Below are 26,703 nucleotides of genomic sequence, written 5' to 3'. Positions count from 1 at the left end.
ATCGTATGTGGGCAGATCATGCCATTAATTATTTGTTTTTTGTGCTTGAGGCAGCAACGATTGTTATTGCCATCGTCATTGCCTTTGGGTTTATCTTGGCTTTGTCATTAAAGGGTAAAGCGAGTAACAAAAAAGGGCAACTTGTTGTTAAATCATTAAATGAGGTTTATCAACAGCGTCAAGAACAGCTAGCGCATGAAGTGTTAAGCAAGTCGGCATTTAAAAAAATGCATAAGGCCAATCAAGAAAAGCTAAAGCTTGCGCACAAAGCGCAACATGATGATTTAAGTAATGTTTTTGTTATTGATTTTAAAGGTGACATTAAAGCCTCGCAAAGTGAAGCGTTAGCTGAAGAGGTTAATGCTATCTTGCAGATTGCGAATAAAAATGATGAAGTTGTTGTTCGCCTAGAAAGTCCAGGAGGGGCAGTTAATGGTTATGGTTTAGCAGCCGCGCAACTAGCACGTATTAAAGAGGCTAATCTTAAGTTAACAGCTGTGATTGATCAAGTGGCAGCCAGCGGCGGTTACATGATGGCATCGGTTGCTGATACCATTATTGCTTCACCTTTTGCCATTGTAGGCTCGATTGGTGTCGTGGCACAAATGCCAAATATTCACCGCCTTCTTACCGATAAAGGAGTGGATGTTGAGCTGCATACCGCGGGCAAATATAAACGTACTTTGACGATGCTAGGTGAGAATACCGACGAGGGACGTGAGAAATTTAAAGAAGAGCTTGAAGTAGTACATAAACTCTTTAAAGAACATATCGCGCACTTTAGACCGGACTTGGATATTGAGAAAGTGGCAACGGGGGAATACTGGTTTGGACAGTCTGCCCTTGAGCTAAATTTAGTTGATGCGCTTAAAACAAGTGATGCCTATTTGTTGGATAAATACCAATCGGGATCATTAAAGTTATTCAATATTGAATACAAAACAAAAAAATCAAAACTATCGAACATGTGCCATAGTGCATTGAAAGTCTTTCAACGTGTTGGACCATGAGTGTCTCTAGATGTCTGATATTGATCTAAGCGTTTTTCACGCTGATTTTGTTGAGCAAATCAAAGCATCATTAGCGCAAAATCGTCTGGCGCACGGGATTTTATTAAATAATGTCGATCATCTACCACTTGAGCCATTATTGACTAAACTGACTTCTGTTTTATTGGAGCATGATATTGCAGATGATCTTGCGACAGCTGCTGATGTTTTTTATCTAAAATCAGATGATGGACAAATCAAAATTGATCAGATCAAAAATCTATTAGAAGGCATCTATCTGACAAGTCATGGCGCTAAAGCCAAGGTGGTCATCCTTTGTCCGCTTGAGGCGTTGAACACGTCAGCCGCCAATGCATTATTAAAAAGCTTGGAAGAGCCGCCAGAGAATACTTATTTTCTGATGACAACCAATCAATTACAGTGGATTATGCCCACATTACGCTCGCGCGTACAAGTATTTGATCTGGCGTTGACATTAGCGCAAAAAAAGGTGTATTTAGCGCAAAAATATCAAATGAGTGATGAGGATATTGCCAAAGCACTAGCCATTAGTAAGGCCGATCTTCGGGTGATTGATCGCATTAAGACAGATAAGAGTTTCTGGCAATTACGCAAAGAGCTGATACAAGTCATTCAAGGACAGTTATCACCCTTGGCATTAAGCATTGATATCAATGTCTATTATCAGGATGCGATTTATTGGTTAACCAGTTTACTGATCGATGCTTATTATTATCGTTTGGACTTATCGCAAGCTATGCTAACACAAGAACAAAAGGCATTATTAGAAGGATTGATTAAGCGCTATGATCATATTGCGTTATATGGTTTTTATCAGCGGCTATTAAAGCTTAAAGGCTATGAAGGTAAGCACTATAATGTTAACAAACAGTTAGCGATTGAACGTTTTCTAATTGAGTTGAGTGTGTAACTTAAGAGCAATTATTTTTTATGATCAATATGCTTGGCAAGAAAAATACCTTGAGCAATAACAAAGACAAAAGTAATCCCCAGCATGCCAAAGAGTTTAAAGTCGACCCAGATATCCGTTGAGAAATTATAAGCAACAATGAGATTAATCGCCCCTAAAAACAAGAAAAATACACCCCAGATATTATTAAGGCGTTTCCAGATTTTTTGTGGTAATTCAATACTTTCTTCCATTAGGCGCTGAATAATAGGCTTTCTCATCAAATAGGTTGAAAAAATAAAAATCACGCCAAATAACCAGTTCACAATCGTGACTTTCCATTTGATCAACGCTTCATCATGGAAGTAAACGGTGGCTCCACCTAGGATTAAAACCAATACAAACGTGACAACATGCATCATTGAGACCTTGCGATAGCGAATAACTTCATAGGTTAGCTGAATTGCCGTGGCAATAATCAGTGCGACTGTTGCGGTGTAGATGTCATACATTTTATAGACGACAAAAAAAATGATAATAGGGAAAAAGTCAAAAAGCAGTTTCTTCATGTTCTCTCCAGAGAGGGTTAGTGGTACACTTAGCACAAATTTTCGCGACCAGTATAAAGTAAGAAGCTGCTATGAGCCAATACATTGAAATAAATCCTTACTCATCGAATAAGGCGGTATTAGCAGAAATTGTTAATGCACTGAAAGAGGGTAAGGTCATTGCTTATCCGACAGACTCAGGCTATGCCTTGGGATGCAAGATGGGCTTGAAAAAACCACTGCAGCAAATAAAGAAGATTCGTGATTTAAATGATAAGCATAATTTCACAATTATTTGTCGTGATTTATCTGAGATTGCGCAATATGCCAAGGTCGATAATAGTGCTTATCGTTTACTCAAAAGGGCAACACCTGGAGGATATACCTTTATTTTGCAGGCAACGAGTAAAGTGCCAAGTTTAATGTTAAACAAAAGCAAAAAAACGGTTGGTATTCGTGTGCCGGATCATCCCGTGCCTTTGATGTTAAGTGAGGCTTTAGGCGAGCCATTATTAAGTACCACATTTATCTTGCCAGATCAGGATAATGCGCTTGTTTACAGTGAAGACTTTGCTAATGAACCGTGTGCGCAGATGATTGATTATATTTTAGAGTCTGACTATTGTGGTTATGAACCGACAACGGTTATTGATATGACCGAAGTCCCTGTGGAAATATTGCGTGTAGGCAGTGGTGATATCAGTATATTTGAATAATTTAGGAAAAAAATGCAGGATCAATATTACAGTATTATTAATGAACAGTTATTACAGCCGTTTGATTTAAGCTTGGAAAAACTAAAAGGCTTGCTGAATTTATTAAGCCAAAAGCGAATTGATTTTGGTGATTTATATTTGCAAAAGATCATTTCTGAAAGCTGGATGCTAGATGATGGTGTCGTTAAACATGGCAGCTTTGGTATTGAGCAAGGTATTGGTGTCAGAGCCGTATTTAATGGTGAGACGGGCTTTGCTTATGCTGACGATCTTCATCCTAATACCATTGAGAAACTCATTAGAGTCGCACTTTATTTATTAAAAGATAGTGCTAATCTCTATAAGGTTAAAAAACTTAACACCCCACACATTATTCGCCATTATCCGACAGTATCACCATTGGATAGCATGCCTGCAGAAGATAAGATTGCACTACTTCACCAAATTAATGATTATGCCAAGTCATTAGACAGCAATATCGAGCAAGTCACGGTTTCCATTGCCTCGAATATGGAAATGGTATTGATCTTAAATACCGATGGCTTATGTGTGATGGATGTAAGACCTTTGGTGCGTATGAATGTCAGTTTGATTATGGTTGACGGAGATAATCAGAAACGTGAAAGCTTCTCAGCCGGTGGTGGTGGACGCTATGACTATCATTATTTCACTGAGCATAATCTATGGAAGTCTTATGTTGATGAAGCTTATAAGGGGGCTAAAACTAACCTTGACGCAAAGCCCGCTCCGAGTGGCAAAATGCCAGTGGTGCTTGGATCAGGTTGGCCGGCAGTACTCTTGCATGAGGCGGTAGGGCATGGTTTGGAAGGCGACTTTAATCGCAAAAAAAGCTCACATTTCTCCGGTAAAATCGGGCAAAAAGTTGCCTCAGAAAAATGCACGGTGATTGATGAAGGCTCTATTGCCAATCGTCGTGGCTCACTTAACTTTGATGATGAAGGGACGCCAACTCAGAAAACGATATTGATTGAAAATGGTATTTTAAAAGGCTATATGCACGATAGAATTTCAGCTAAAGCTTTTGGTGTGTCAGCAACAGGCAATGGCAGAAGACAATCCTATGCACACCTACCACTGCCTAGAATGACCAATACGTATATGTTGCCAGGTGAGGATGATTTTGAAGATATGATCCAAAGTATTGATCATGGGATTTATGCCACGCATTTTAATGGTGGACAAGTGGATATTACCTCAGGGCAATTTGTATTTGTAATGGATCAAGCATATTTAATCAAAAATGGTAAAATTATGCATCCGGTCAAAGGCGCTTCTTTGATTGGTCATGGTCCTGAAGTGATGCAGAAAATCTCAATGGTTGGCAGTGATTTTGCTTTGGATAAAGGCATTGGTGTTTGTGGTAAGGATGGTCAGTCTGTGCCTGTCGGTGTTGGGCAAGCCAGTCTAAAGATCGATGAAATAACTGTTGGTGGTTGTGAATAATTGAAGTTATGCATCTTTTTAAAGAAATTATGATTTTATAAACACCCCGTCAACCTACGGCTGCCAACCATCTTGCAAAGAGGGGAATAGGAAAAGTATATAACCTCAGTAAATAACACCTTGTAAATGGTTAATTAGTCTCGTGTTGGTTTGATAATACATAATGCAGATAAAATGTGTGAGGTAAAGAATATGAGCAATGACGAAAAGACAATCAAGAGATCTAAGAAAGCGATATTGTTGGTTAATTTAGGAACGCCTGATTCATATCAAGTCAAGGATATTCGCAAATATCTAAAAGAATTCTTGTCTGACAGGCGCGTGATTGAAGCATCACCTTTGATTTGGCAGCCAATTTTACGTTTGTTTATTTTGCCATTTCGCTCACCGAAAACGGCCAAGCTTTATCAAAAAGTTTGGTTTGAAGAGGATAACGCCTCACCGCTTATGCATTACACGAAGGCTCAGGTACACAAACTTGCCGATAAGTTAGGCAATGAGGTGATCGTTGACTTTGCAATGCGTTATGGTCAGCCATCGATTAAAGCAAAGATTGAAGCTTTGTGTGTTCGAGGTATCACTGACATCACTATTATGCCACTTTATCCGCAGTACTCAGCGACAACTACAGCCTCAGTTTATGATGAGGTTTTTCGTGTGTTACAAACGATGCGTTATCAGCCAAATATTGTTAGTGTCGCTCCGTATTATGAGCATCCTGCTTATATTGATGCCTTAAAACAAAGTGTCATAAATTACTTAGCAACGATTGATTTCACGCCTGATGTGTTGTTATTGTCATTTCATGGTATTCCACTGGAATGTGTACAAAAAGGTGATCCGTATCAAGCGCATTGTTTACGAACCTTTGAGTTGCTTAAACGTGCACTTAGTGAAACAAACTTAAATATTCAACTGTCTTTCCAATCGCGTTTTGGACCGAAGGAGTGGCTTAAACCCTATACAACAGAAGTGTTAGCGAACTTACCTAAAGCAGGCAAAAAAAATGTGCTCGTAATGGCACCGGGGTTTGCTGCTGATTGCTTGGAAACGCTAGAAGAGTTAAAAGAGACAGAACGTGAGACATTCTTAAATGCCGGTGGTGAGCATTATGCCGTTATCCCGTGCTTGAATGATAGTGATGAACATATCAATATGTTAAAAACGATTATTGGTGAGCAATATTCATGACGCTGCAAAAACCAGAAGTCCTTTTTTGGTTTCGCCAAGATCTCAGAATTATCGATAATCCAGCATTTAATGCAGCACTAAAAAGTGGTGTGGTTTTGCCGATTTATATTCTTGATGATAATGCTTCACAAGACTGGCAAATCGGTGCTGCAAGCAAAGTATGGCTTCACTATGCATTGCAATCATTAAATCAGACACTTTATCATCGACTACAATTTTTTATAGGAGACCCTAGCAGGATCATTGCAGAGCTTATTGATCGCTATGATATTAAGCAGGTATTTTGGAATCGCTTATATACACCATGGCAGATCACGCGAGATAAACACATCAAGACGCAACTAAAAACACAAGCGATAGATGTGCATAGTTTTAATGCCAGTTTATTGTGGGAGCCCTGGGAGGTATTAAAGGGTAATGGTCAACCTTACAAAGTCTTTAGCGCATTCAAACGCCAAGCATTGCAAGTCATGCCACCAAGAGCGGCATTGGATATTTTTAAAAAGATACAAGACTATTTGGCTGAAGTTAAAGTGAGCAATCTGCAGTTGTCAGATTTACACTTACTGCCTGAACACCATTGGGCAAATGATGTATTAGCGCATTGGCAAATTAGTGAGCAAGCGGCGCATCGTTATTTAGATTGTTTTGTTGAGCAATCTTTAGATAATTATCAGCATAATCGTAATATTCCAAGCTTAAATGCAACGTCTAAGCTTGCGCCTTTTTTGCATTTTGGACAAATTTCACCACATATTATCTGGGACAAACTACACCAGATAGCGTGTGATAACGATAATAAGCAATGCTATTTATCAGAGATTATATGGCGCGAGTTTAATTATGCCTTGCTCTACCATTATCCACAATTGAGTGATCACAATTGGCAGCAAAAGTTTGATCATTATCCATGGCAAGACAATAAGAGATTATTAACCGCATGGCAACAAGGTCAAACAGGTATACCGATTGTTGATGCGGGTATGCGCGAGCTTTGGCAAACTGGATTTATGCATAATCGTGTGAGAATGATAGTCGCCTCATTTCTGACAAAGAACTGTCATATTCATTGGCGCCATGGCGCCAGATGGTTTTGGGATTGTTTATTTGATGCCGACTTAGCCAATAATAGTGCTAATTGGCAATGGGTTGCAGGAAGTGGCGCCGATGCGGCTCCTTTTTTTCGCATCTTTAACCCAGTCACTCAAGCACAAAAGTTTGATGGTGAGGGTGAGTATATTCGACGTTATGTGCCTGAATTGAGTAAACTTCCGAATAAGTACTTGTTCTCTCCATGGTTAGCCCCTGAGGATGTCTTGCAAAGTGCTGAGATTACTCTTGGTAAAGATTACCCTTATCCAATCGTTGATCTAAAGCTATCTAGGGAGGAGGCGTTGGCAAATTATAAGAATTTGCAATGAATTGGACATTAAAATTGATTTGTTAAGTGCTTGAAGCCTCAAAATACAAGCGTTTATGTAGATATATCTTAAGCAGTTTGTTTTGTGTATGCCAAAGATGATTTCTGATTAAATTTCTTGGGGTATTATATTAAATTCAAGCATTAAAGCGCTAGACAATTGAGCGGGCAAAATATAAACTCTGACCCTGAATTTTAAACCTTGAAAATATAATAGAGTACAAATAAGGATTAGTAATGCAAGTATCTGTTGAAAAAAAAGAAGGCATTCATTGCGTTTTAAATATTGAGTTACCAGCAACTGAGATTGATAAGGAGGTGTCAAAGCGTATTCAGCGTATCGCTAAAACAGCGAAGGTGGATGGTTTTAGACCAGGTAAAGTACCAGCGGGTATGATTAAGAAAAAGTACGGTGAGCAAGTGCGTTTTGAAGTATTAGGTGATGTTTTACCTCATAAATATACGCAGGCAATTCACGAGCAAAAATTAAATGCAGCAGGTGTAGAGATTGAAATTCTCAATAACAAAGAAGGTGAAGCGCTTAAGTTTAATGTTAATGTTGAACTTTTCCCTGAAGTGGTTGTTAAAGATTTATATAAAGTTTCTGTTGAAAAACCAGTAGTTGAACTAGGTGACGCGCAAACTGAGCAAATGATCAGTAATCTGCGTAAGCAGCTTGCTATTTGGAAAGAGGTTGAGCGTGAAGTGCAAGCTGATGATCGTGTGACTATTGACTTTGTGGGGCGCGTTGATGGTGAAGTTTTTGAAGGTGGTTCAGCCAATGCTTCTGAAGTGACGATTGGTTCAGGTCAAATGATCCCAGGATTTGAAGATGGTATCATCGGCATGAAAAAAGATGAAGAAAAAACCATTGATGTAACTTTCCCTGAAGATTATCAAAATGATGAGCTAAAAGGCAAAGCTGCACAGTTTGACATCGTGGTTAAAAATATTAAAGAAGCTGAATTGCCGGAGATTGATGACAAGTTTGTTGAACAGTTTGGTATCAAGGGTGGTGTTGATGAGTTTTATGCTGAGATTAAGCAAAATATGGCGCGTGAGCTAAAAAATGCGATTAACAAAACCATTAAAACGCAAGTATTTGATCAGTTAGTCGATATTATTGACTTTGATGTGCCTAAAGCGCTTGTACAACGTGAAATCGATCGCTCTAAACAGGATCTAATTGAACGCATGGGTGGTGCCAAGTCAAAAATGAAGGCGGAAGATATTCCTGATGATTTATTCAAGGCGAAGGCTGAAAAGTCAGTCAAGCTTGGTTTGATTTTGCAAGCGATTGTACGTGATCAAAAACTTGAAGCCGATCAAGAAGCTATTGACGCGGTGATTGAAGAGATGGCATCTGTTTATGAAGATGCGCAAGAAGTGCGTGATCATGTTAACAGTAATAAGAAAGAACTAGAAAACATCAAAAACGTTGTTGTTGAAAATAAGCTAGTTGATTGGGTGGTTGAGCAAGGTCAATCTACTGAAAAAACAGAAGATTTCTTTGAATTGATCAAAAAAGTTTTACCACAAGGTGGCATGGCTTAATCAATGAATTAAAACAATGCAATTTGTGCCAGTAAAGCACTGGAGAAAATGAAATAATCGACTTAAACTAAGAGCCACGTTTGTGGCTTTTTTATTATTAACTTGTCAGTGTAAATACACTTGCAATATGGATATAAGGTGAAAATATGATTACAAATAATTTAGTTCCTATGGTTGTTGAACAAACATCGCGTGGTGAGCGCTCTTATGATATTTATTCGCGTTTATTAAAGGAGCGCATTATATTTTTAAATGGTGAAGTCAATGATACATCAGCAAACTTAGTGATTGCTCAATTATTATTCTTAGAGTCTGAAAATCCAGATAAAGATATTTATTTTTATATTAACTCACCAGGTGGTTCAGTCACCGCAGGTATGGGTGTTTATGACACGATGCAGTTTATCAAGCCTAATGTAAGCACAATTTGTATTGGTTTGGCAGCAAGTATGGGTGCCGTTTTATTAGCAGCAGGCGAAAAGGGTAAGCGTTATAGTTTGCCACATTCGCAAATCATGATTCACCAACCGTTAGGTGGTTTTAGAGGTCAGGCGTCTGATGTTGAGATTCATGCGCGTAATATGCTAAGAATTAAAGAACGCTTGAATCATGTGCTAGCGCGTCATACCGGTCAATCTTATGAGCAAACGGTGAAAGACACAGATCGCGATAATTTCATGATGGCAGAAGAATCAAAAGAATATGGTCTAATTGATCAGGTGATTGAATCAAGAGCGCATATTCCAGGTATTAAATAAAAAATAAAAGCTTGAATTTCTACCTAATCGCCCGCAACTCGGTGGGCGTTTATAGTTTTGATTATTTTTAGAGAGGAAAATATGCCAAGAAAAAGACGTGGCAACGGTGATGGTGATAATGGCCGCACGCTGTATTGTTCATTCTGTGGGAAATCACAACAAGAAGTACGTAAGTTAATTGCAGGACCTTCTGTTTATATTTGTAATGAGTGTGTGACCTTATGCGAGGGCATCATCAAAACAGGTGGTCCGCAAGATGGAACACAAGAGCCTGATTTATCAACGGCTGAGGGTAAGCAGAGTTTGCCTAAGCCTGTTGACATTAAAAAACATCTTGATGAGTATATCATTGGTCAAGATGCACCAAAAAAAGTTTTATCGGTAGCGGTATATAACCACTACAAGAGAATTTATAACAAGCAAAAGCAAGATGATGATGTGACATTATCAAAGAGTAATATATTGCTGCTGGGTCCAACAGGATCAGGTAAAACACTATTGGCACAAACGTTAGCAAGAATGCTTAATGTTCCTTTTGCTATTGCTGATGCTACCACCTTAACCGAAGCAGGTTATGTTGGTGAAGATGTTGAAAATGTCATTCAAAAGCTTCTGCAAAACGCAGACTTTGATGCCAAAAAGGCAGAGCGAGGCATTATTTATATCGATGAAATTGATAAAATCGCACGTAAATCAGAAAACCCATCGATTACACGGGATGTCTCTGGCGAAGGTGTTCAGCAGGCTTTATTGAAGTTGATTGAAGGCACCGTTGCCTCTGTTCCACCAAAAGGTGGCAGAAAGCACCCTAATCAGGATCTTGAGCAAGTCGATACAGCAAATATTTTGTTTATTTGTGGTGGTGCATTTGCTGGTATTGAATCAGTGATTCAGCAGCGTACTGAGAAATCGGGTATTGGTTTTGGTGCGGATGTTTTTGGTAAAAACGATCAGGCGTCACATAACCGTCTGCTTAAACAGGTTGAGCCAGAGGATCTTGTGAAGTTCGGTTTAATTCCTGAGTTGATTGGTCGTTTACCAGTAATGGCTATTTTAGAAGAGCTGGATGAAGAAGCGTTGGTCAAAATCTTGACCGAGCCGAAAAATGCTTTGATCAAGCAGTATACCAAGCTATTTGAAATTGAAGAAGTGAATGTTGAGTTTACACCTGAAGCGATTAAAGCAGCAGCCCATAGAGCCGTTAAGCGCAAAACAGGTGCGCGCGGGTTACGCTCAATTTTAGAAAATGCGCTACTTAATATCATGTTTGAGGCGCCATCAATTGAAAATGTTGACAAGGTCGTCATTGATGAGGCAGCAATCAATGGCAAAGAAGAACCATTAATTGTATTAAAAGATCAAGCGCAATTTAGATTAGCTTCAGCTCAATAAGGTTAACTTGCATGCAATTATATTCTAATGATAAACAAAATGTTGAAGAATTAGTACCTGTTGTACCATTAAGAGATATCGTCGTTTATCCCTATATGGCTGTGCCACTTTTTGTCGGTAGAGAAAAATCGATTGCTGCAATTAGTGAAGCACATGCAACAAGGCAAAAAATTTTACTGATGACACAGAAGTCTGATGATGTTGATAACCCGAAAGTCAAGGACTTACACACCACAGGAACCTATGCTAAGATTTTGCAATTGATGAAGTTGCCAGATGGTACTTGCAAGGTTCTCGTTGAAGGTGTTCGCCGAGCCAAGGTGCTTAAATATTATGAAGATACGCCTTTTATTGCTGCTCAAATTGAGTTGATTGAAACAAAAAATGACTTAAGTGATGTTGATGAAAGCGGATTTATCCGTGCCATTTTGTCGAGCTTTAAAAACTTGGCAGATATGAACGGTCAGATTCCAAAAGAGATTTTGTCGTCAATTTTGTCAGATACTAATTTAATGCGGATTATTGACACCGTGGTCGCGCAAGCGCATGCAACTGTCGCAAAGAAACAGGAAGTGCTTGAAGCCGAAGGCTTGCAGCAACGTGCATCTTTGTTGTTAAAGCTACTAATGGCAGAAACCGATGTGTTAGAGCTTGAGCGCAATATCAAGGATCGTGTTAAATCGCAAGTTGAGCGTAATCAGCGTGAATACTATCTCAATGAACAGATCAAAGCGATCTATAAAGAGATGGGTGATGCCGATGAGGCTGAAGAGTTTGAGCAATTAAAAGCAAAAATTGATACAGCTAAGATGTCAAAAGAGGCAACCGAAAAAGCACTCTCTGAGCTTAAGAAGCTCAAAGCGATGCCGCCATCATCAGCCGAATCCTCCGTATCACGTAACTATATAGAAACCCTCACTTCACTGCCATGGTCAAAGCGTAGTAAAGTCAAAAAAGATTTAGCGCAAGCTGAAGATATCTTAAATACGGATCATTATGGTCTTGAAAAGGTCAAAGAGCGTATTTTGGAATATCTTGCTGTGCAGCAAAGAATGCGTAAGCTTAAAGGTCCAATTTTGTGCTTGGTGGGGCCTCCGGGTGTTGGTAAAACGTCACTGGGGCAATCGATTGCTAAAGCCACAGGACGCAAATATGTGCGTATGGCGTTGGGAGGTGTTAAAGATGAGGCGGAAATTCGCGGTCATCGACGTACATATATTGGCGCGTTACCTGGGCAAATTATGCAAAAAATCGATAAAGTACAGGTCAATAATCCGCTTTTTCTATTAGATGAGATCGATAAGATGTCAGCTGATTTTCGTGGCGACCCTTCTTCTGCAATGCTTGAGGTATTAGATCCAGAGCAAAACAACACTTTCAATGATCATTATCTTGATGTTGACTATGATTTATCTGATGTGATGTTTGTTGCCACAGCCAATAGTTTAAATATCCCTGAAGCTTTAAGGGATCGCATGGAGATTATTTATCTATCAGGTTATACCGAAGATGAGAAAAAGAATATTGCCAAAAACTATTTACTACCACGAGCGATTAAAGAAAATGGTTTAAAAGAAACTGAAATTGCTGTTGCCGATAAGGTGATCGAAGATATTATTCGTTATTACACACGTGAGGCGGGTGTGCGTCGTTTGCAGCAGGAACTTAATAAGATCTGTCGCAAAGCAGTAAAGCATATTTTATCGACTAAAGATGGTAAGAAAGTCTCTATTAACAGTAAAAACTTAGATAAGTATCTCGGTGTTAGGCGCTATGATTTCGGTTTAGCACAACAAGCGGATAAAGTAGGGCAAGTGACAGGTCTTGCGTGGACTGAGGTTGGCGGCGATCTATTAACGATTGAAGCAGTAGCAACGTCAGGCAAAGGCAAGCTTAAGAGTACAGGTAAGCTCGGTGAAGTGATGCAAGAGTCGATTCATGCGGCCTTAACCGTAGTGCGTACAATGGCTAAAGACTATGATTTGGATGATGATTTCTATGAAAAACGTGACTTTCATATTCATGTACCAGAAGGGGCAACACCCAAAGATGGACCAAGTGCGGGTATTGCGATGTGTACAGCTGTTTTGTCTTCATTAACCGGTATTCCAGTTAAGAAGGATGTCGCAATGACGGGGGAGATCACCTTGCGCGGTGATGTGTTACCCATCGGTGGTTTAAAAGAAAAACTTTTGGCAGCACTTCGTGGTGGTATTACGACAGTCTTAATTCCATTTGAAAATAAAAAGGATCTGCAAGAGATTCCGCAGAATGTAAAAGATGGTTTGGAAATCATTGCTGTGAGGCGAATTGAAGAAGTTTTGGCTCTTGCATTGATTTCAAAAAAAACCAAAAAAAGCTAAAAAAAATGGGAAAATATCAAAAAAACATTAAAAAACCATGAATTAGCAATAAACCGTGTTGACGTGCGCTACTGTGCTTGCTATAACTTAGGCGAGTTAAGCGGCGGCAAGCCGCTTATAATCAAGAGTTATTCAACAACGAAAGAGGAAAGCATCGTGAATAAAAGTGAACTAGTAAAAGCAATCGCAGAAAAAGCTGATGTAACAAAGGATGTCGCTCAGCGCGCATTAGACGCGACAACTGACGCGGTAACTGAGGCGTTAAAAGCAGGTGAGACAGTGACACTTGTTGGGTTTGGTTCCTTCCAAGTTCGTGAAAGAGCAGCACGTGAAGGTCGTAACCCTAAGACAGGTGAAAAAATGAAGATCAAAGCATCTAAATCACCTTCATTTAAAGCAGGAAAACTATTGAAAGACGCAGTGAACTAATATACAGTTCAGCTCGCGGGTGCTTAGCTCAGCTGGGAGAGCATCGCCCTTACAAGGCGAGGGTCGGGGGTTCGAACCCCTCAGCACCCACCATATCTTTAAAGGCATGCTTTGAGCATGCCTTTTTTGTTTTCGCTATTAAACACCGCAAAATGATTCACGAGCGGTATATCCCATGCTAAGATGTGGCAACTTAATTTTAAGCTCAATGGAAGTAGGTAGTAGTATCATATGTTGCAATCGATTAATGATAAATTTAAAGGTTGGATAACGTGGATTATCATCATCGCAGTGAGTGCGGTTTTTGTATTAACAGGCATTAGTTACTTTTTTGTCTCAGGTGGCGTTTCACCCCAATCTGTGGCAAAAGTAGGCGATGTCCAAATCTCGCAAAACAGCTATCAACAAAGTTTGTCGCAAAATATGCAAGCGCAACCTTCGCTTGATCAAAAAGCATTACAAGAGAAAACATTAAATCAATTGGTGGATCAAGCATTATTACAACAAGATGCGACAGCGTCACACATTGCAGTCACACAATCGGCAGTATCCTCTGCGATTTTCCAAAATCCGGCATTTATTGAAAATGGCAAATATTCAGCCAAACGTTTTGATGAGTTGGCTAAGCTTTATGGTGGTGCGGGTAATATCAAAGCGTTGATTGCCAATAGTCTCTTAACCTCAAGTATTGTAACGCCACTATTGCAAAGTGAGTTTGTATTAAGTGATGAGCAAAAAACACTAAGTGCATTAATGGGGCAAAAGCGCGAAATCACTTATTATGATTTTGCTGCCAAAGATTACGCCAGTAAGATCAAGCCAACAGAGAAAGATCTTCAGGCTTACTATGATGCACACAAGGCGCAATATGAGCAAATTGAGCAAGCTGTTGTATCTTATGTAAAACTCTCATCTCAAGATTTTGTGAGCAAAGAGCCGGTATCTGAGCGTGAAATCAATAGCTACTATCAAGCCAATAAAGATGCGCTTATGTCACCTGAGTTAAGATCTGGCGAGACAATCACGATTGATAAAAAGGCTAAAGATAGTAAAGCAATTGCTGATAAGCTTAAAGCCAATAAAACATTAACAGCTGATGAGTTAAAAGAAGTTAAAATTGAACAGATAAAGCCATTATCACAAGCAGATGCTTCAGGCTTTGCTCAATTTGCACTGTTTAATCTAACGCTTGAATCACCAATCAAAGAAACATCGGATAATGAATTTGTTAAACTAACAAAAATAACAGCTCCTGCCCAGATGTCACTAACAGCGGCAAAGCCCGTGATTGAAAAGATTCTTAAAAATCGTGCGGCATTGACCAAGTTTAATGAAGTATTAACAAGTATTAATAGCAATAGCTTTGACCAAGTAGTGAAAGCCAATAAATTAACACCTGCTACAACAAAGGCATTTGATAAAAATGTGACAAGTACCGGTGTTGAAGGTAATGCTAAATTGCAAGAGGCAGTGTTTGATCACAATAAAACACAAGGCTTTATTGCTCAAGGTCAAACCGATGGCATTATCTACAAAGTCGACAAGATGATTCCGAAACATACCTTAAGCTTTGCTGAGGTTAAAGCTAAGGTTAAAACAGCGTATATTGCTACAGCGTCATTAGCGCAAGCAAAAAAAGCAGCACAAGATATGCTTAAAGCTTTGCAAGATAAGAAAGAAAGTAAAAAAGAAGTCAAAACGGTGAAGGCAAAAACCAAAACTATTTCACGCAATGATTTCACGCTTGACCAAGAGTTAAAAACAGCTATTTTCAGTGATGGTTTGAATTCATATAAACTCGCACAAAATGGCGAGTCTTATTGGGTATATGAAGTAGCAAAAGTCATTGATGGCAGCGATGAGTTGCCAATACAAGTGCTACAAAATAACTATAGTAATATCGAGCTAAGTGACTATTTAGCTGCATTAAAGAAACAATATAAAGTTGAGATTAATCATCAACTGATTCAATAATTATTTTTCCATGTCTGTTATTTCAAAAAAAGTCTATGCTTTGGCAGGCCCCACTGCCTCAGGCAAAACCGCACTTTCCATTGAGCTTGCCAAGAAAATGAATGCTGAAATTATCAGTGTTGATTCAGCATTGGTATACAAACGATTGGATATCGGTTCAGCTAAGCCAACACTTAAAGAAATGGAGGGTGTTGCCCATCATTTGATTGATATTATCGAGCCATGGTTTAATTACTCGGTCAATGACTTTATCAATGATGCCAAGCAATTGATTCAAGAGATTCATGCGCGTAACAAAGAAGTACTTCTTGTTGGTGGCACGATGATGTACTTTAAGGCATTACAAGAGGGTATATCTAAGCTACCTGAAGCGAACGATAAGATGCGTGAAACAATAAAATTGCAAAATTTAGCGTATTGGTATGACTTCTTGATGCACAAAGACCCACTTACAGCAAATAAGCTTAACCCAAATGATCAACAGCGAATTGAGCGTGCTGTTGAGGTGATATTACTTACTGACCAACCGTACTCAAAGATTATTGCTGAGAATGCCAAAGAGGGTGGTTTAGGTCAGTCACTTAAGTTATGTGCATTAGTTCCTAGGGATCGCAAACATTTGCATCAGATGATTGAAAAGCGCTTTATGCAAATGCTAGATAATGGTTTTTTAAAAGAAGTTGAAGGACTTAAAAATTTAGCGCTTATGCATGCTGATTTGCCCTCCATGCGCAGTGTCGGTTATCGCCAAGCATGGCAATATCTCGATGGCGAGTATGATTATAATGAATTTATTGCCAAGGGAGTTGCCGCAACACGCCAACTTGCCAAACGCCAGCTCACTTGGATTCGTAATTGGCAGCAGCCGATGTTTATGATTGATGCTAATTTGATGTTTGAAGACAAGTTAAGCCAAGCATTAGGTTTTTTTGATAAGGTGTAGAAATTTGAGAAACTATCAAATGCGTGGCATAGCATCCTCAAAGGTTTTTAGTGGAATGATGAGTGATAATGGGTTATCTAGTAATGGCACTGCACCATAACTGGCGTACCAATTTGCTACTTTATCGTTCTTAGCATCAATTAGTAAAGCGACCCCACTAATCTCCGTAGAGGCTTTCAAGCAACGCTTGCCTGCTGCAGATAATAATTGTCCGCCCAGTCCAATTTTTTGAAAATTTATATCCACAGCAAGTCTTGCGAGTCTAAAAACAGGTATATCATATTTTGCAAGTTGTTTTTTAATTTCTTCAGGGGCATTCCTATAAGATATAGAAGCAATTGAAAGCGTATAGTATCCTATAATTCTATCGTCATCCTGTTTAACTGCTAAATAAGTTTTCGCATTGCTACGTTCATCCATCTTCCGCACATGTTGCTTTAAAAATGTATTTAGCTGAACATTACCACAGTCAAAAGTATTCCTATTGTGTTTTTTTGTGATGGGTTCTTCGTTCCATCCTATATTATCCATGGTGGCTGAAAGTTTTATTATCTTTTAGTATGTACATTTCTCTGACTGCTCTTAGTAGTCTGCTATTAGGTTTTGGTGGATTTTGTAGCAAACTTAGAACTTTTGAGCTATCACGCTGACTTAATTCTAAACGTTCATCATTACAAATAATCTTCTTTGTGGTATTTAATGAGGCTCTCATATTAGTAGTAATTTTTTGAGGCATGGTATCACTCCTAGTGCTTGGATATACCTAAAGTCTATAGATGGCTTATAAATAAGTCAAGTTGGGTGCTTTGAAATTGTACATTTGTAGAGGTGATTTTATGAGCCATACATAATATGATTTTATCCCACCCACCGGCGTGCATTCATAAACAAGCGCATCCACGGTGAGTATTCGATATCCTTGTTTTTCCAATCCGCGGGATACCATGACATTTGTACCAATCTAAAGGCGCGCTCTGGATGTGGCATCATGATGGTGGCTCGTCCATCAAGTGATGTGAAGCTCGTGAAGCCACCCTCTGAGCCATTTGGATTTAATGGATAGTGCTCGGTGGGCTTGCTGTGGCTGTCGATATAGCGCATTGCTGTTTGCTCATTGGCAATTAAGTGCTTTAAGTCATCTTGCTGTTGATACTGTGTGCGTCCTTCAGCATGAGAGACAACAATAGGCATTTTTAAGCCTGCCATATCTTCAAAGATAATGGATGGCGTTTTTAATACTTCAACCATTGATAAGCGACCTTCAAACTGCTCAGAAAGGTTGCGTACAAAGCGTGGCCAGTGCGTGGCTCCGGGAATGATATCTTTTAATTGTGAGAGCATTTGACAACCATTACACATGCCAACAGTGAAAGTATCAGTACGTGCGAAAAATTGCGCAAATTGCTCTAAAAGCGTTTGGTCAAACAAAATAGACTTTGCCCAACCACCACCGGCACCCAGTACATCACCATACGAGAAACCACCACACGCAGCGAGTCCTTTAAAGTCACTAAGGTTAATGCGCTTATTTTGTAAATCTGTCATGTGCACATCAATGGCATCAAAGCCACTTAGCGTGAAGGCGGCTGCCATTTCATTATTACTATTGACCCCTTGTTCGCGTAAGATCGCTACTTTGGGTTTGCTGTTAAGGTTAAGATAAGGGCTGGCAATATTTTCTTTACAATTAAACGATACTTGTGCAAAAAGACCATGATCATTATGACCATTAATCAGATCATGCTCTTGATCAGCGCACTGTGCATTATCACGCATACGTTGAATCTGGTATGAGGTTTCAGACCAAAGTGTTTGCAGCTCAGCACGAGTCATACAGAAAACTTCATCAATATCGTGACTAATAATCAGTTTGGCATCATCGGTTGATGTATTAGGCCGCCCAACCGCATGCGCTTTTAGCTGGAAACTGGCAAGGACTTGCATCACGATGCTGCGATCAGTGTTTCTGACCTGAATCACCGCACCCAACTCTTCATTAAAGAGTGTCGCATGAACATCATCGCCAAGGGCATCAATATCAATATCTAAACCACATTTAGCAGCAAACATCATCTCACAAAGGGTGGTAAATAAACCACCATCTGAGCGATCATGATAAGCACAAATCTTATCATCTTTAACCAATTGATGAATGGCAGCAAAGAAATTTTGCAAAAGCTCGGGTTCAATATCAGGTGTTTCATTGCCAAGCTCATTATAGCTTTGCGCGAATGAAGAGCCGCCCAGACGGTTCTTACCTACACCAAGATCTATATAAATTAGATCGGTTTCAAATGCTAAACGCAATTGTGGGGTTAATGTGCGGCGAATATCCTGCACAGGCGCAAAAGCAGTAGCTACAAGAGAAACAGGAGAGGTTACCGATTTTTCTTGATTATCATCATGCCATTTGGTTTTCATCGATAATGAGTCTTTGCCAACAGGGATCGTTAGATCAAGGGCTGGACAAAACTCCATACCAGCAGTTTTGACCATCTCATAGAGTCTGGCATCTTCACCAGGATGTGAGCATGCTGCCATCCAGTTGGCAGAAAGCTTGACATCAGATAAGTGATAGATGTAGGCAGCGGCAATATTGGTAATCGCCTCACCAATGGTGATTCTGGCAGCAGCGGCTGGATTCATCATTGCTAGTATTGGGCGCTCGCCTATTGCCATTGCCTCACCATGATAATCTGTAAAGCTTGTCGCCGTCACCGCAACATCAGCAACGGGCACCTGCCATGGACCAACCATTTGATCGCGTTGTGTCATACCACCAACGGTACGATCACCAATGGTAATTAGAAATTTTTTACTGCCAACAGCAGGTAAGCGTAAAATACGCTTAGCGGCATCTTGTAAATCAATACTACTATAATCCCAGTTGCTATAAGTATTTGCAGTGGTTGTCACATTTTTTAATGTTTTCGGTGCTTTACCTAAAAGCAGTGATAGTGGCATATGAATTGGATTAGTGCTCGAATTATCATCTTTTAGAATCAATGTTTTTTCTTCAGTTGCTTCACCGACAATGCTATAAGGGCAGCGCTCGCGTTTGGCAATGTTATCAAAGGTAGTTAAATCATTCTCAGCAATAGCAAGTACATAACGCTCTTGTGATTCATTACACCAGATCTCCAAAGGTGACAAACCTTTTTCAGCCACTTGAATTTTGTTTAGATCAAAAATTGCCCCGCGCTCACAATCAGCAACCAACTCAGGTAGTGCATTAGATAAGCCTCCGGCACCAACGTCATGAATGCTAATGATTGGGTTATTAAGCCCCATTGACCAACAGCTATCAATCACTTCTTGTGCGCGACGTTCAATCTCGGCATTATCACGTTGCACAGAAGCAAAATCGAGACCCTCATTAGAGTGCCCAGCGTTAACCGAAGAAGCAGCTCCACCGCCTAAACCAATCAGCATTCCAGGACCTCCTAAAACGATAATCTTAGCACCGACAGGGATTTTACGTTTTTCGATATGTTCTTCCTTGATATTGCCATAGCCACCTGCGATCATAATTGGCTTATGATAGCCCCAGACTTCACCATTGACGTTTTGTTCAAAACTACGGAAATATCCACATAGATTGGGTCGCCCAAATTCGTTGTTGAAAGCCGCACCACCAAGAGGTGCTTCAATCATAATATCTAATGCTGAGGCGATGCGATCAGGTTTGCCGTAAGGGGTTTCCCACGGCTGGATATCATGAGGAATATTTAAGTTTGATACGGTATAGCCCGTAAGCCCTGCTTTTGGTTTGGCACCTCGCCCTGTTGCCCCTTCATCACGGATCTCGCCACCGGCACCCGTGGCAGCGCCTGGATGCGGGGCAATGGCAGTTGGGTGATTATGTGTTTCAACCTTGATCTGAATATGAATCGGTTCGCGTTTGAAATGATACAGCCCATTATCATCACGCTGTAAACGCTCAGCAGCATAGCCGGCAATGACTGCGGCATTGTCGTGATAAGCTGAGAGGGTATTTTCTTTGTGATGTTCATAGGTGTTTTTGATCATTGGGAAAAGTCCAAGTGGCTGTGCTTGACCATCAATAATCCAGTCTGCTCTAAAAATTTTATGTCGACAATGCTCTGAATTGGCTTGTGCAAACATCATCAGCTCAACATCATTCGGATCGCGATTGAGGTTGACGAAACCGTCATGCAAATAATCAATTTCATCATCAGATAATGCCAAACCAAGCTCAAGATTGATTTTTTCTAGTGCACTACGACCTTCACTTAATAGTGAAATAGTTTGCAGTGTGCCAACAGCGTGGGTACTGATAAATGGGTTGGTATCGGCAATCGAGAAGTTAACTGTTTGCATCATACGGTCATGTAACTTAGCAGAAAGCAAGTTTAAAACATCTTGATTCAGCATATTTTGGCTTTTCAAGTAATAAACAATACCGCGTTCAATGCGCGTGACTTTATTTAGTCCGCAATTGTGTGCAATGTCGGTTGCTTTTGACGACCACGGCGAGATTGTGCCCAAGCGTGGTGTGATGATTATCGTTTGCCCTTGTTTATCAAGGAGTTGTCCTTTATCACCATAATCTAATAGTGCTGAAAGTTTACTTAGTTCATCATCATTTAATGTATCACTATGCTCAATAAAATGAATATACTCCGCTTGAACCATCTCAATACGAGGATCAATGTCCTGTAATTTAGCTAAGATTTTTTGTTGATCAAACGAAGATAATGCGTCATTGCCAAAAAGTTGTAACATCTTTCCACTCGTGCAGAAGGTTTGTGTGTCAATATTCTGATAGATTTGCTGCAATTTATAAAGTGTAAAATGTGATTTTATTTATGATCTGGATTGAATAGTGAGCAATATACCCATCGTAAATCATTTTGCGGTGTTAGTTGTGAAGTAGTTTGTATTGATTCTAATCAGTTTAATTGTAGGCAATAACTAGGACTATTGTCAAAATTCAACTGATTAGAAGTACGCGAAATACAAAGCAAAAAATTCTGTAAATTGGTTTGCGATGGGTATGCTATTGTTTGTTGCAGATTGCTGTTGAAAATAATGTTAATCAAGTATGCATTTGTATGTATAAACCGATATCATTTACACGTTTAATTGTTATCTTTACTCAAAAGAGGGGCTGTGATGTCAAATAAAAAACAATGGGTAACTAGGCTGCAAACGATGGTAGCAGTCGCGATTAGTGCTATTTCAATACAATCTTCTTTTGCCAACGTTGTCGCAAACAATACGATGACAGATACCTTCTGGCAAACGCAAAAAAAAGGGGCGAATTTTTTTAGAAGACATCCCGCACCACTTAAAGATTGGCAAGATGCTAAGCAAGTGGGGATTCAATTTTTCCGTATCCCGATAGATGCTTATCTTGGGTATCCGGTTAAGTTAGAGAATATTACCCAATTAACAGCGTTTGAAATAAAAAGCTTTGATAAAAACTTAAAAGATGCAGAGGTCACAGGTATTCCGATTATTTTGAGTTTCCTATCGCTGCCTTTTTCGGTATGGAAGCAGCAGCATGGTAATCATGATGATTTAAGATTGTGGCAAGATAAAAAACATTGGCAGGCAGCAGGGGATTTTTGGGCTGCTGTTGCTAAACGCTATAAATCGAACCCAAATATTGTTGCGTATAATATTCTGAATGAACCACATCCTGAAATTCTAAAGATTAAAAACGGTGATAGTGCCATTTTTAACGTTAATTTTACGAACTACTACAAGAAAGTTGTTGGCACAAGTGAGGATTTAAATGCCTTTTATGACTATATGGTTAAACGTATTCGTCATGTTGATCCTAACACACCAATTATTGTTGATGCTGGCTGGTACGCAGAGCCACCTGCTGCGGAGTATCTTAAGCCCATTAATGCTAAAAATATTCTTTATGCTTTTCACATGTATGAGCCATATATTTATACCACGCGAAAAATCAATAATGGCAAATATGCTTATCCAGGGAAAATAGTGACGGGGAATGAAGCGTTTAGTGATTGGAATAAGGCAACACTTGAGCAGTTTTTGCAACCGATTGTTAATTTTCAAAAACGTTATAATATCCCAAGTAATCAGATTATTTTGGAGGAGTTTGGTGTTGATCGTATGACAAAGGGTGCTGCGCAATACCTTAAGGATATTGTGAGTATTGCTAATAAAAATAATTGGCATTGGGCGTTTTACAATTATCGTGGCGATGAGTGGACGGGTATGAATTATGAGCTTGGGGTTAAACCAATGAAGTGGCAGTTTTGGAAAGATGAAGAAAAAACCAACCTTTTTCCCAATCTAAGCTATGGTAAAGCCAATCAATATTATGTATACAATAAAAACAATCCGCTTTGGCATGCAGTTATTGAAACGATGAAGCATGGATCTTAATACTGCTTGCAGCAAATTGAGCGCGCGCTTTAGCTGTTTCAATGTCCGTATCATATGCCAAAGCAACCCCCATGCGACGTTTGCCGGAGATTTCAGGCTTAGCAAACAAGCGAATATCTGTATTAATCTGGGACAAACCTTCATTTAAACCAGTGAAGCTTGGTGCTTGTAATTGCCCTTCAAGTAAAATCGCTGCTGAAGCGCTTGGCATGCGTGTCTCGATATTGGGAATAGGTAATCCTAAAATAGCACGTAAATGCAAATCAAATTCGGATAAATTTTGCGAGATAAGCGTTACCATCCCAGTATCATGTGGTCGCGGTGACACTTCATTAAAATACACTTCATCACCTTTGATAAATAGCTCAACACCAAAAATACCATGCCCACCTAAAGCATCAGTGATGGTCTTGGCAATGTGTTGCGCTTGGAATAATAAAGCATCACTCATTGCGTGTGGTTGCCATGACAATCGATAGTCACCATCTTGTTGAATATGACCAATGGGGTCGCAAAACGATGTGCCTTTATTATGACGCACAGTGAGTAAGGTAACCTCATAATCAAAGGGAATAAATTCCTCAATAATGACTTTTTGTATATCGTGGGTGTTACCACGCGAACCACTTTGAGCATGATCCCAAGCGGTTTCAATCTCATTAAGCGATCTAACAATCGACTGACCTTTTCCAGAAGAGCTCATCACAGGCTTTACAACGCATGGCACACCAATTGCTTGTGCTTTGATTAGGTAGTCTTCCCTGTCATTGGCAAAGGCAAACCTTGAGGTAGGCAGTCCTAGTTCATTAGCAGCAAGTGAACGAATGCCTTGGCGATCCATGGTCAGTTTGGTTGCTTGAGCGCAAGGGATAACGTTAAAGCCTTGTTTCTCAAGGTTAATAAGCTCGTCAGTAGCAATGGCTTCGATCTCCGGCACAATATAATCAGGTGATTTCTCTTGAATCAAGGCATGTAGCGCTTTGGCATCTTGCATATTAATCACATGTGCCTCGTGGGCAATGTGCATGGCAGGTGCGTTTTCATAACGATCAACAGCGATAACATAAATGCCAAGGCGCTGTGCGCTAATGGCAAATTCCTTGCCAAGCTCACCAGCACCTAAAAGCATGATTTTGGTTTGTGATTTGGTTAAAGCGGTACCTAATATCGTCATTTTGATTCCTTCAAATAGTTTACTGTCAATGATGTCGCCATATGATAACAAAGGCTTAAGACGATGTGTTATGAATTTTATTAAACGCGAGTATGATTAGCTATGTCTAGAGACGGGCTTTTGCTTTTCATCTTGTCCCCCTTTTAGTATGATAGGCGCATGCTGTATAAGTCCTTGTTGACATGCCTAATTTATCTTTTAAAACAAATGCCGAAATTCAAAAATATTATCAAAATCTTTGTGATGAAATTAATCGTTATAATTACGCCTATCACACTTTGGATGAGCCGATAGTGAGTGATCAAGTATATGACAAGGCGTATCAAGCGCTTGTTGATATAGAGTCTCAATATCAGGATATTTTAGATACCTCATTATCACCAACGAAACGTGTAGGCAGTAAGCCATTAACTGCCTTTGAAGTTATTGCGCACAAGGTGCCGATGTTATCACTATCCAATGGTTTTGATAATGAGGATATTGTAGGGTTTTATAAACGTTTAACTGAATTAACGAATGAACATGATTTAAGCTTTGAGTGCGAACCTAAATTAGATGGTTTGGCGATTAGCATTAACTATAAAAATGGTGCTTTGGACTATGCTGTAACTCGTGGCGATGGGGTTCAAGGCGAAAAGGTAACAGAGAATGTCAAAACGATTCGTAATGTGCCATTACAATTAAAAGGTGATAATTTGCCCCAAGAGATTGAAGTGCGTGGTGAAATTATCATTAATAAGCAAGATTTTCTAGTACTTAATCAAACCGCTGAGGCGCGTGATGAAAAAGTTTTTGCCAATCCTAGAAATGCCGCAGCCGGCAGTATTCGTCAGTTAGATTCGCGTATTGCTGCCAAGCGTAAATTAAAGATGTATGCTTATGGCGTTGGTGCATATAGTGGGTTTACTTTACCACAAACCCAATATGAATTAATGCAGCAACTAAAAGCTTGGGGCTTTCAATTAACGGATGAAGTTGAAGTGGTTGACGGTGAGCAAGGCTTACTTAATTATTACCAACGCATGAGTCATAAACGCGCTGATTTGCCTTATGATATTGATGGTTTGGTCTATAAATTAAATCGCTTGGATTTGCAAACTAAAGCGGGTTTTATTGCCAAAGCACCACGTTGGGCGCTGGCGCATAAATTTCCCGCTGAAGAAGTTGAATCAGAAATTTTAGCCGTTGATTTTCAAGTCGGACGCACAGGAGCGGTGACGCCTGTAGCAAGATTAAAACCAGTGGCTGTTGGCGGGGTAATTGTTTCAAATGCAACATTACATAATATTGATGAAATCAAGCGCAAAGATATCAAAGTCCATGATCGCGTGATTGTGCGCCGCGCCGGCGATGTGATTCCTGAGGTAGTGCGTTCATTAGCTGAATATCGCAACACCAATACAATACAAGAAATCGTTATGCCCAAAGTGTGTCCAGTCTGTCAATCAAGTATTGAATATATTAACGATCAGGCAATTGCGCGTTGCACGGGGGGTTGGCATTGTAGTGCACAGCGCAAAGAGCGCATTAAGCACTTTGCCTCACGCAAGGCGATGGATATCGATGGCATGGGGGATAAAATCGTTGAGCAGTTAGTCGATAAAGAAATTGTTAAAACGCCGGCTGATTTGTATAGTTTAAGCTTACCCGTTCTAAGTCAATTAGAACGTATGGGGCGTAAATCTTCGCTTAATTTATTGGATGCCTTGGAGAAAAGCAAAACAGTGCAATTAAACCGGTTTATTTATGCGCTTGGTATTAAGGATATCGGGGAGGTCAGTGCTAAAGCATTGGCTAATCATTTTGGATCATTAGAGGCGATTAAAAATGCCACCCTTGAGGAGTTGATATCGATTTATGATATCGGTGAGGTAATGGCAAATCATGTTAAAGCTTTTTGGCAAGATCCTTTAAATATCGAACTGATTGACGCGCTGATTGATGCGGGTATTACGATTATTGAACCCCAGAAAACTGAGAATGCAGTGTTGGAAACTATTGTTGATAGTCCATTTTTTGGTAAAACCGTTGTAATTACTGGCAGCTTTGCTGAGTTTACGCGCGATGAGCTTAAAGAGAAGCTTGAAGCATTGGGTGCTAAGTGTAGTGGTAGCGTGTCAAGCAAAACTGATTTTCTCATTGCAGGGGAAAAGGCCGGTTCAAAATTAGCTAAGGCGCAAGCGCTTGGTATTAAGGTAATCAGTGAGGATGAACTATAGTAAACTGATCAATGATATTCACCCCCTCACCCGCATTGCGATGCAATACGACCTCTCCCGCGAGGGGAGAGGTGATTAGATCATCCTCTTGTGAAAGCAATTAGGACAATAATTGGCTTGAGAATTAAGTAAATATCTGTAAATTGACGTAAGAAATGATGTGTACTAATGGTTGGTGCTGTAATGATTAAATTACATTTGTCTAGCTACCGGGGGTTACCTCTCCCCTCGCGGGAGAGGTCGGCAAGCTT

General features: G+C 39.8%; 20 protein-coding genes and 1 tRNA gene. 16 read left to right on the top strand and 5 right to left on the bottom strand.

What is annotated here, in order from left to right; translation table 11 throughout:
* Positions 1-5: 5 nt before the first annotated feature.
* Positions 6-1,010 (top strand): protease SohB, encoded by a 1,005-nt coding sequence (gene sohB / locus ACZ5V8_RS06860; RefSeq protein WP_464217189.1) that lies wholly within the window; start codon positions 6-8, stop codon positions 1,008-1,010.
* Between the two features lie 10 nt (positions 1,011-1,020).
* The gene (locus tag ACZ5V8_RS06855) at positions 1,021-1,941 is read left to right on the top strand and encodes a DNA polymerase III subunit delta' C-terminal domain-containing protein (protein WP_464217188.1); all 921 of its coding nucleotides are present in this window, start codon (positions 1,021-1,023) and stop codon (positions 1,939-1,941) included.
* Between the two features lie 11 nt (positions 1,942-1,952).
* Here the strand turns inward: ACZ5V8_RS06855 and ACZ5V8_RS06850 are convergent, their stop codons facing one another.
* The gene (locus ACZ5V8_RS06850; RefSeq protein ID WP_464217187.1) at positions 1,953-2,489 is read right to left on the bottom strand and encodes a septation protein A; all 537 of its coding nucleotides are present in this window, start codon (positions 2,487-2,489) and stop codon (positions 1,953-1,955) included.
* Between the two features lie 71 nt (positions 2,490-2,560).
* On the opposite strand from ACZ5V8_RS06850, the gene ACZ5V8_RS06845 reads away from it, so the two are divergent.
* From ACZ5V8_RS06845 to miaA, 12 genes are all read left to right on the top strand, one after another.
* Positions 2,561-3,184: an L-threonylcarbamoyladenylate synthase gene (locus tag ACZ5V8_RS06845; RefSeq protein WP_464217186.1), complete on the top strand. Its 624-nt coding sequence runs from the start codon at positions 2,561-2,563 to the stop codon at positions 3,182-3,184.
* A gap of 12 nt (positions 3,185-3,196) precedes the next feature.
* Positions 3,197-4,648: a metalloprotease TldD gene (gene tldD / locus ACZ5V8_RS06840; protein WP_464217185.1), complete on the top strand. Its 1,452-nt coding sequence runs from the start codon at positions 3,197-3,199 to the stop codon at positions 4,646-4,648.
* Positions 4,649-4,840: 192 nt separating this feature from the next.
* Positions 4,841-5,839 carry a ferrochelatase gene (hemH, locus tag ACZ5V8_RS06835; protein WP_464217184.1) on the top strand — a complete coding sequence of 333 codons (999 nt, stop codon included), beginning with the start codon at positions 4,841-4,843 and terminating at the stop codon, positions 5,837-5,839.
* A complete protein-coding gene (locus ACZ5V8_RS06830; RefSeq protein ID WP_464217183.1) occupies positions 5,836-7,260 on the top strand; it encodes a cryptochrome/photolyase family protein in 1,425 nt (474 codons plus the stop codon). The genes hemH and ACZ5V8_RS06830 overlap by 4 nt, the downstream gene beginning before the upstream one ends.
* A gap of 236 nt (positions 7,261-7,496) precedes the next feature.
* Positions 7,497-8,813 carry a trigger factor gene (gene tig, locus ACZ5V8_RS06825; protein ID WP_464217182.1) on the top strand — a complete coding sequence of 439 codons (1,317 nt, stop codon included), beginning with the start codon at positions 7,497-7,499 and terminating at the stop codon, positions 8,811-8,813.
* 146 nt (positions 8,814-8,959) lie between these two features.
* The gene (gene clpP, locus ACZ5V8_RS06820) at positions 8,960-9,571 is read left to right on the top strand and encodes an ATP-dependent Clp endopeptidase proteolytic subunit ClpP (protein ID WP_464217181.1); all 612 of its coding nucleotides are present in this window, start codon (positions 8,960-8,962) and stop codon (positions 9,569-9,571) included.
* A gap of 81 nt (positions 9,572-9,652) precedes the next feature.
* On the top strand, positions 9,653-10,963 hold the full coding sequence (clpX, locus tag ACZ5V8_RS06815) for an ATP-dependent Clp protease ATP-binding subunit ClpX (RefSeq protein WP_464217180.1): 1,311 nt from the start codon (positions 9,653-9,655) through the stop codon (positions 10,961-10,963).
* Between the two features lie 11 nt (positions 10,964-10,974).
* Positions 10,975-13,326 carry an endopeptidase La gene (gene lon / locus ACZ5V8_RS06810; protein ID WP_464217179.1) on the top strand — a complete coding sequence of 784 codons (2,352 nt, stop codon included), beginning with the start codon at positions 10,975-10,977 and terminating at the stop codon, positions 13,324-13,326.
* Positions 13,327-13,446: 120 nt separating this feature from the next.
* Entirely contained in the window at positions 13,447-13,755 is a 309-nt protein-coding gene (locus tag ACZ5V8_RS06805) for an HU family DNA-binding protein (RefSeq protein ID WP_440616578.1), read from the top strand.
* A gap of 17 nt (positions 13,756-13,772) precedes the next feature.
* Positions 13,773-13,848: transfer RNA gene (locus tag ACZ5V8_RS06800), tRNA-Val, on the top strand.
* Between the two features lie 138 nt (positions 13,849-13,986).
* Complete coding sequence (locus tag ACZ5V8_RS06795) at positions 13,987-15,729, top strand: SurA N-terminal domain-containing protein (protein WP_464217178.1); 1,743 nt, start codon at positions 13,987-13,989, stop codon at positions 15,727-15,729.
* Between the two features lie 19 nt (positions 15,730-15,748).
* Complete coding sequence (miaA, locus tag ACZ5V8_RS06790) at positions 15,749-16,672, top strand: tRNA (adenosine(37)-N6)-dimethylallyltransferase MiaA (protein WP_464218723.1); 924 nt, start codon at positions 15,749-15,751, stop codon at positions 16,670-16,672.
* Positions 16,673-16,687: 15 nt separating this feature from the next.
* Here the strand turns inward: miaA and ACZ5V8_RS06785 are convergent, their stop codons facing one another.
* The 3 genes from ACZ5V8_RS06785 to purL form a co-directional block, all read right to left on the bottom strand.
* Positions 16,688-17,203 carry a GNAT family N-acetyltransferase gene (locus ACZ5V8_RS06785; protein ID WP_464217177.1) on the bottom strand — a complete coding sequence of 172 codons (516 nt, stop codon included), beginning with the start codon at positions 17,201-17,203 and terminating at the stop codon, positions 16,688-16,690.
* A complete protein-coding gene (locus ACZ5V8_RS06780) occupies positions 17,196-17,408 on the bottom strand; it encodes a type II toxin -antitoxin system TacA 1-like antitoxin (RefSeq protein ID WP_440616532.1) in 213 nt (70 codons plus the stop codon). The genes ACZ5V8_RS06785 and ACZ5V8_RS06780 overlap by 8 nt, the downstream gene beginning before the upstream one ends.
* A 122-nt stretch (positions 17,409-17,530) precedes the next feature.
* Positions 17,531-21,418 (bottom strand): phosphoribosylformylglycinamidine synthase, encoded by a 3,888-nt coding sequence (purL, locus tag ACZ5V8_RS06775; protein WP_464217176.1) that lies wholly within the window; start codon positions 21,416-21,418, stop codon positions 17,531-17,533.
* Between the two features lie 390 nt (positions 21,419-21,808).
* Between purL and ACZ5V8_RS06770 the strand changes: the two genes are divergently transcribed.
* Positions 21,809-23,059, top strand: a complete 1,251-nt coding sequence (locus ACZ5V8_RS06770; RefSeq protein WP_464217175.1) for a glycoside hydrolase family 5 protein — start codon at positions 21,809-21,811, stop codon at positions 23,057-23,059.
* Here the strand turns inward: ACZ5V8_RS06770 and purT are convergent.
* The gene (gene purT, locus ACZ5V8_RS06765) at positions 23,031-24,233 is read right to left on the bottom strand and encodes a formate-dependent phosphoribosylglycinamide formyltransferase (protein ID WP_464217174.1); all 1,203 of its coding nucleotides are present in this window, start codon (positions 24,231-24,233) and stop codon (positions 23,031-23,033) included. The genes ACZ5V8_RS06770 and purT overlap by 29 nt on opposite strands.
* 182 nt (positions 24,234-24,415) lie before the next feature.
* On the opposite strand from purT, the gene ligA reads away from it, so the two are divergent.
* Positions 24,416-26,452 (top strand): NAD-dependent DNA ligase LigA, encoded by a 2,037-nt coding sequence (gene ligA / locus ACZ5V8_RS06760; RefSeq protein WP_464217173.1) that lies wholly within the window; start codon positions 24,416-24,418, stop codon positions 26,450-26,452.
* Positions 26,453-26,703: the final 251 nt, after the last annotated feature.

The sequence above is a fragment of the Cysteiniphilum sp. GTC20157 genome (genome assembly GCF_055396795.1).
This window is presented reverse-complemented; position numbering and strand designations above follow the sequence as displayed.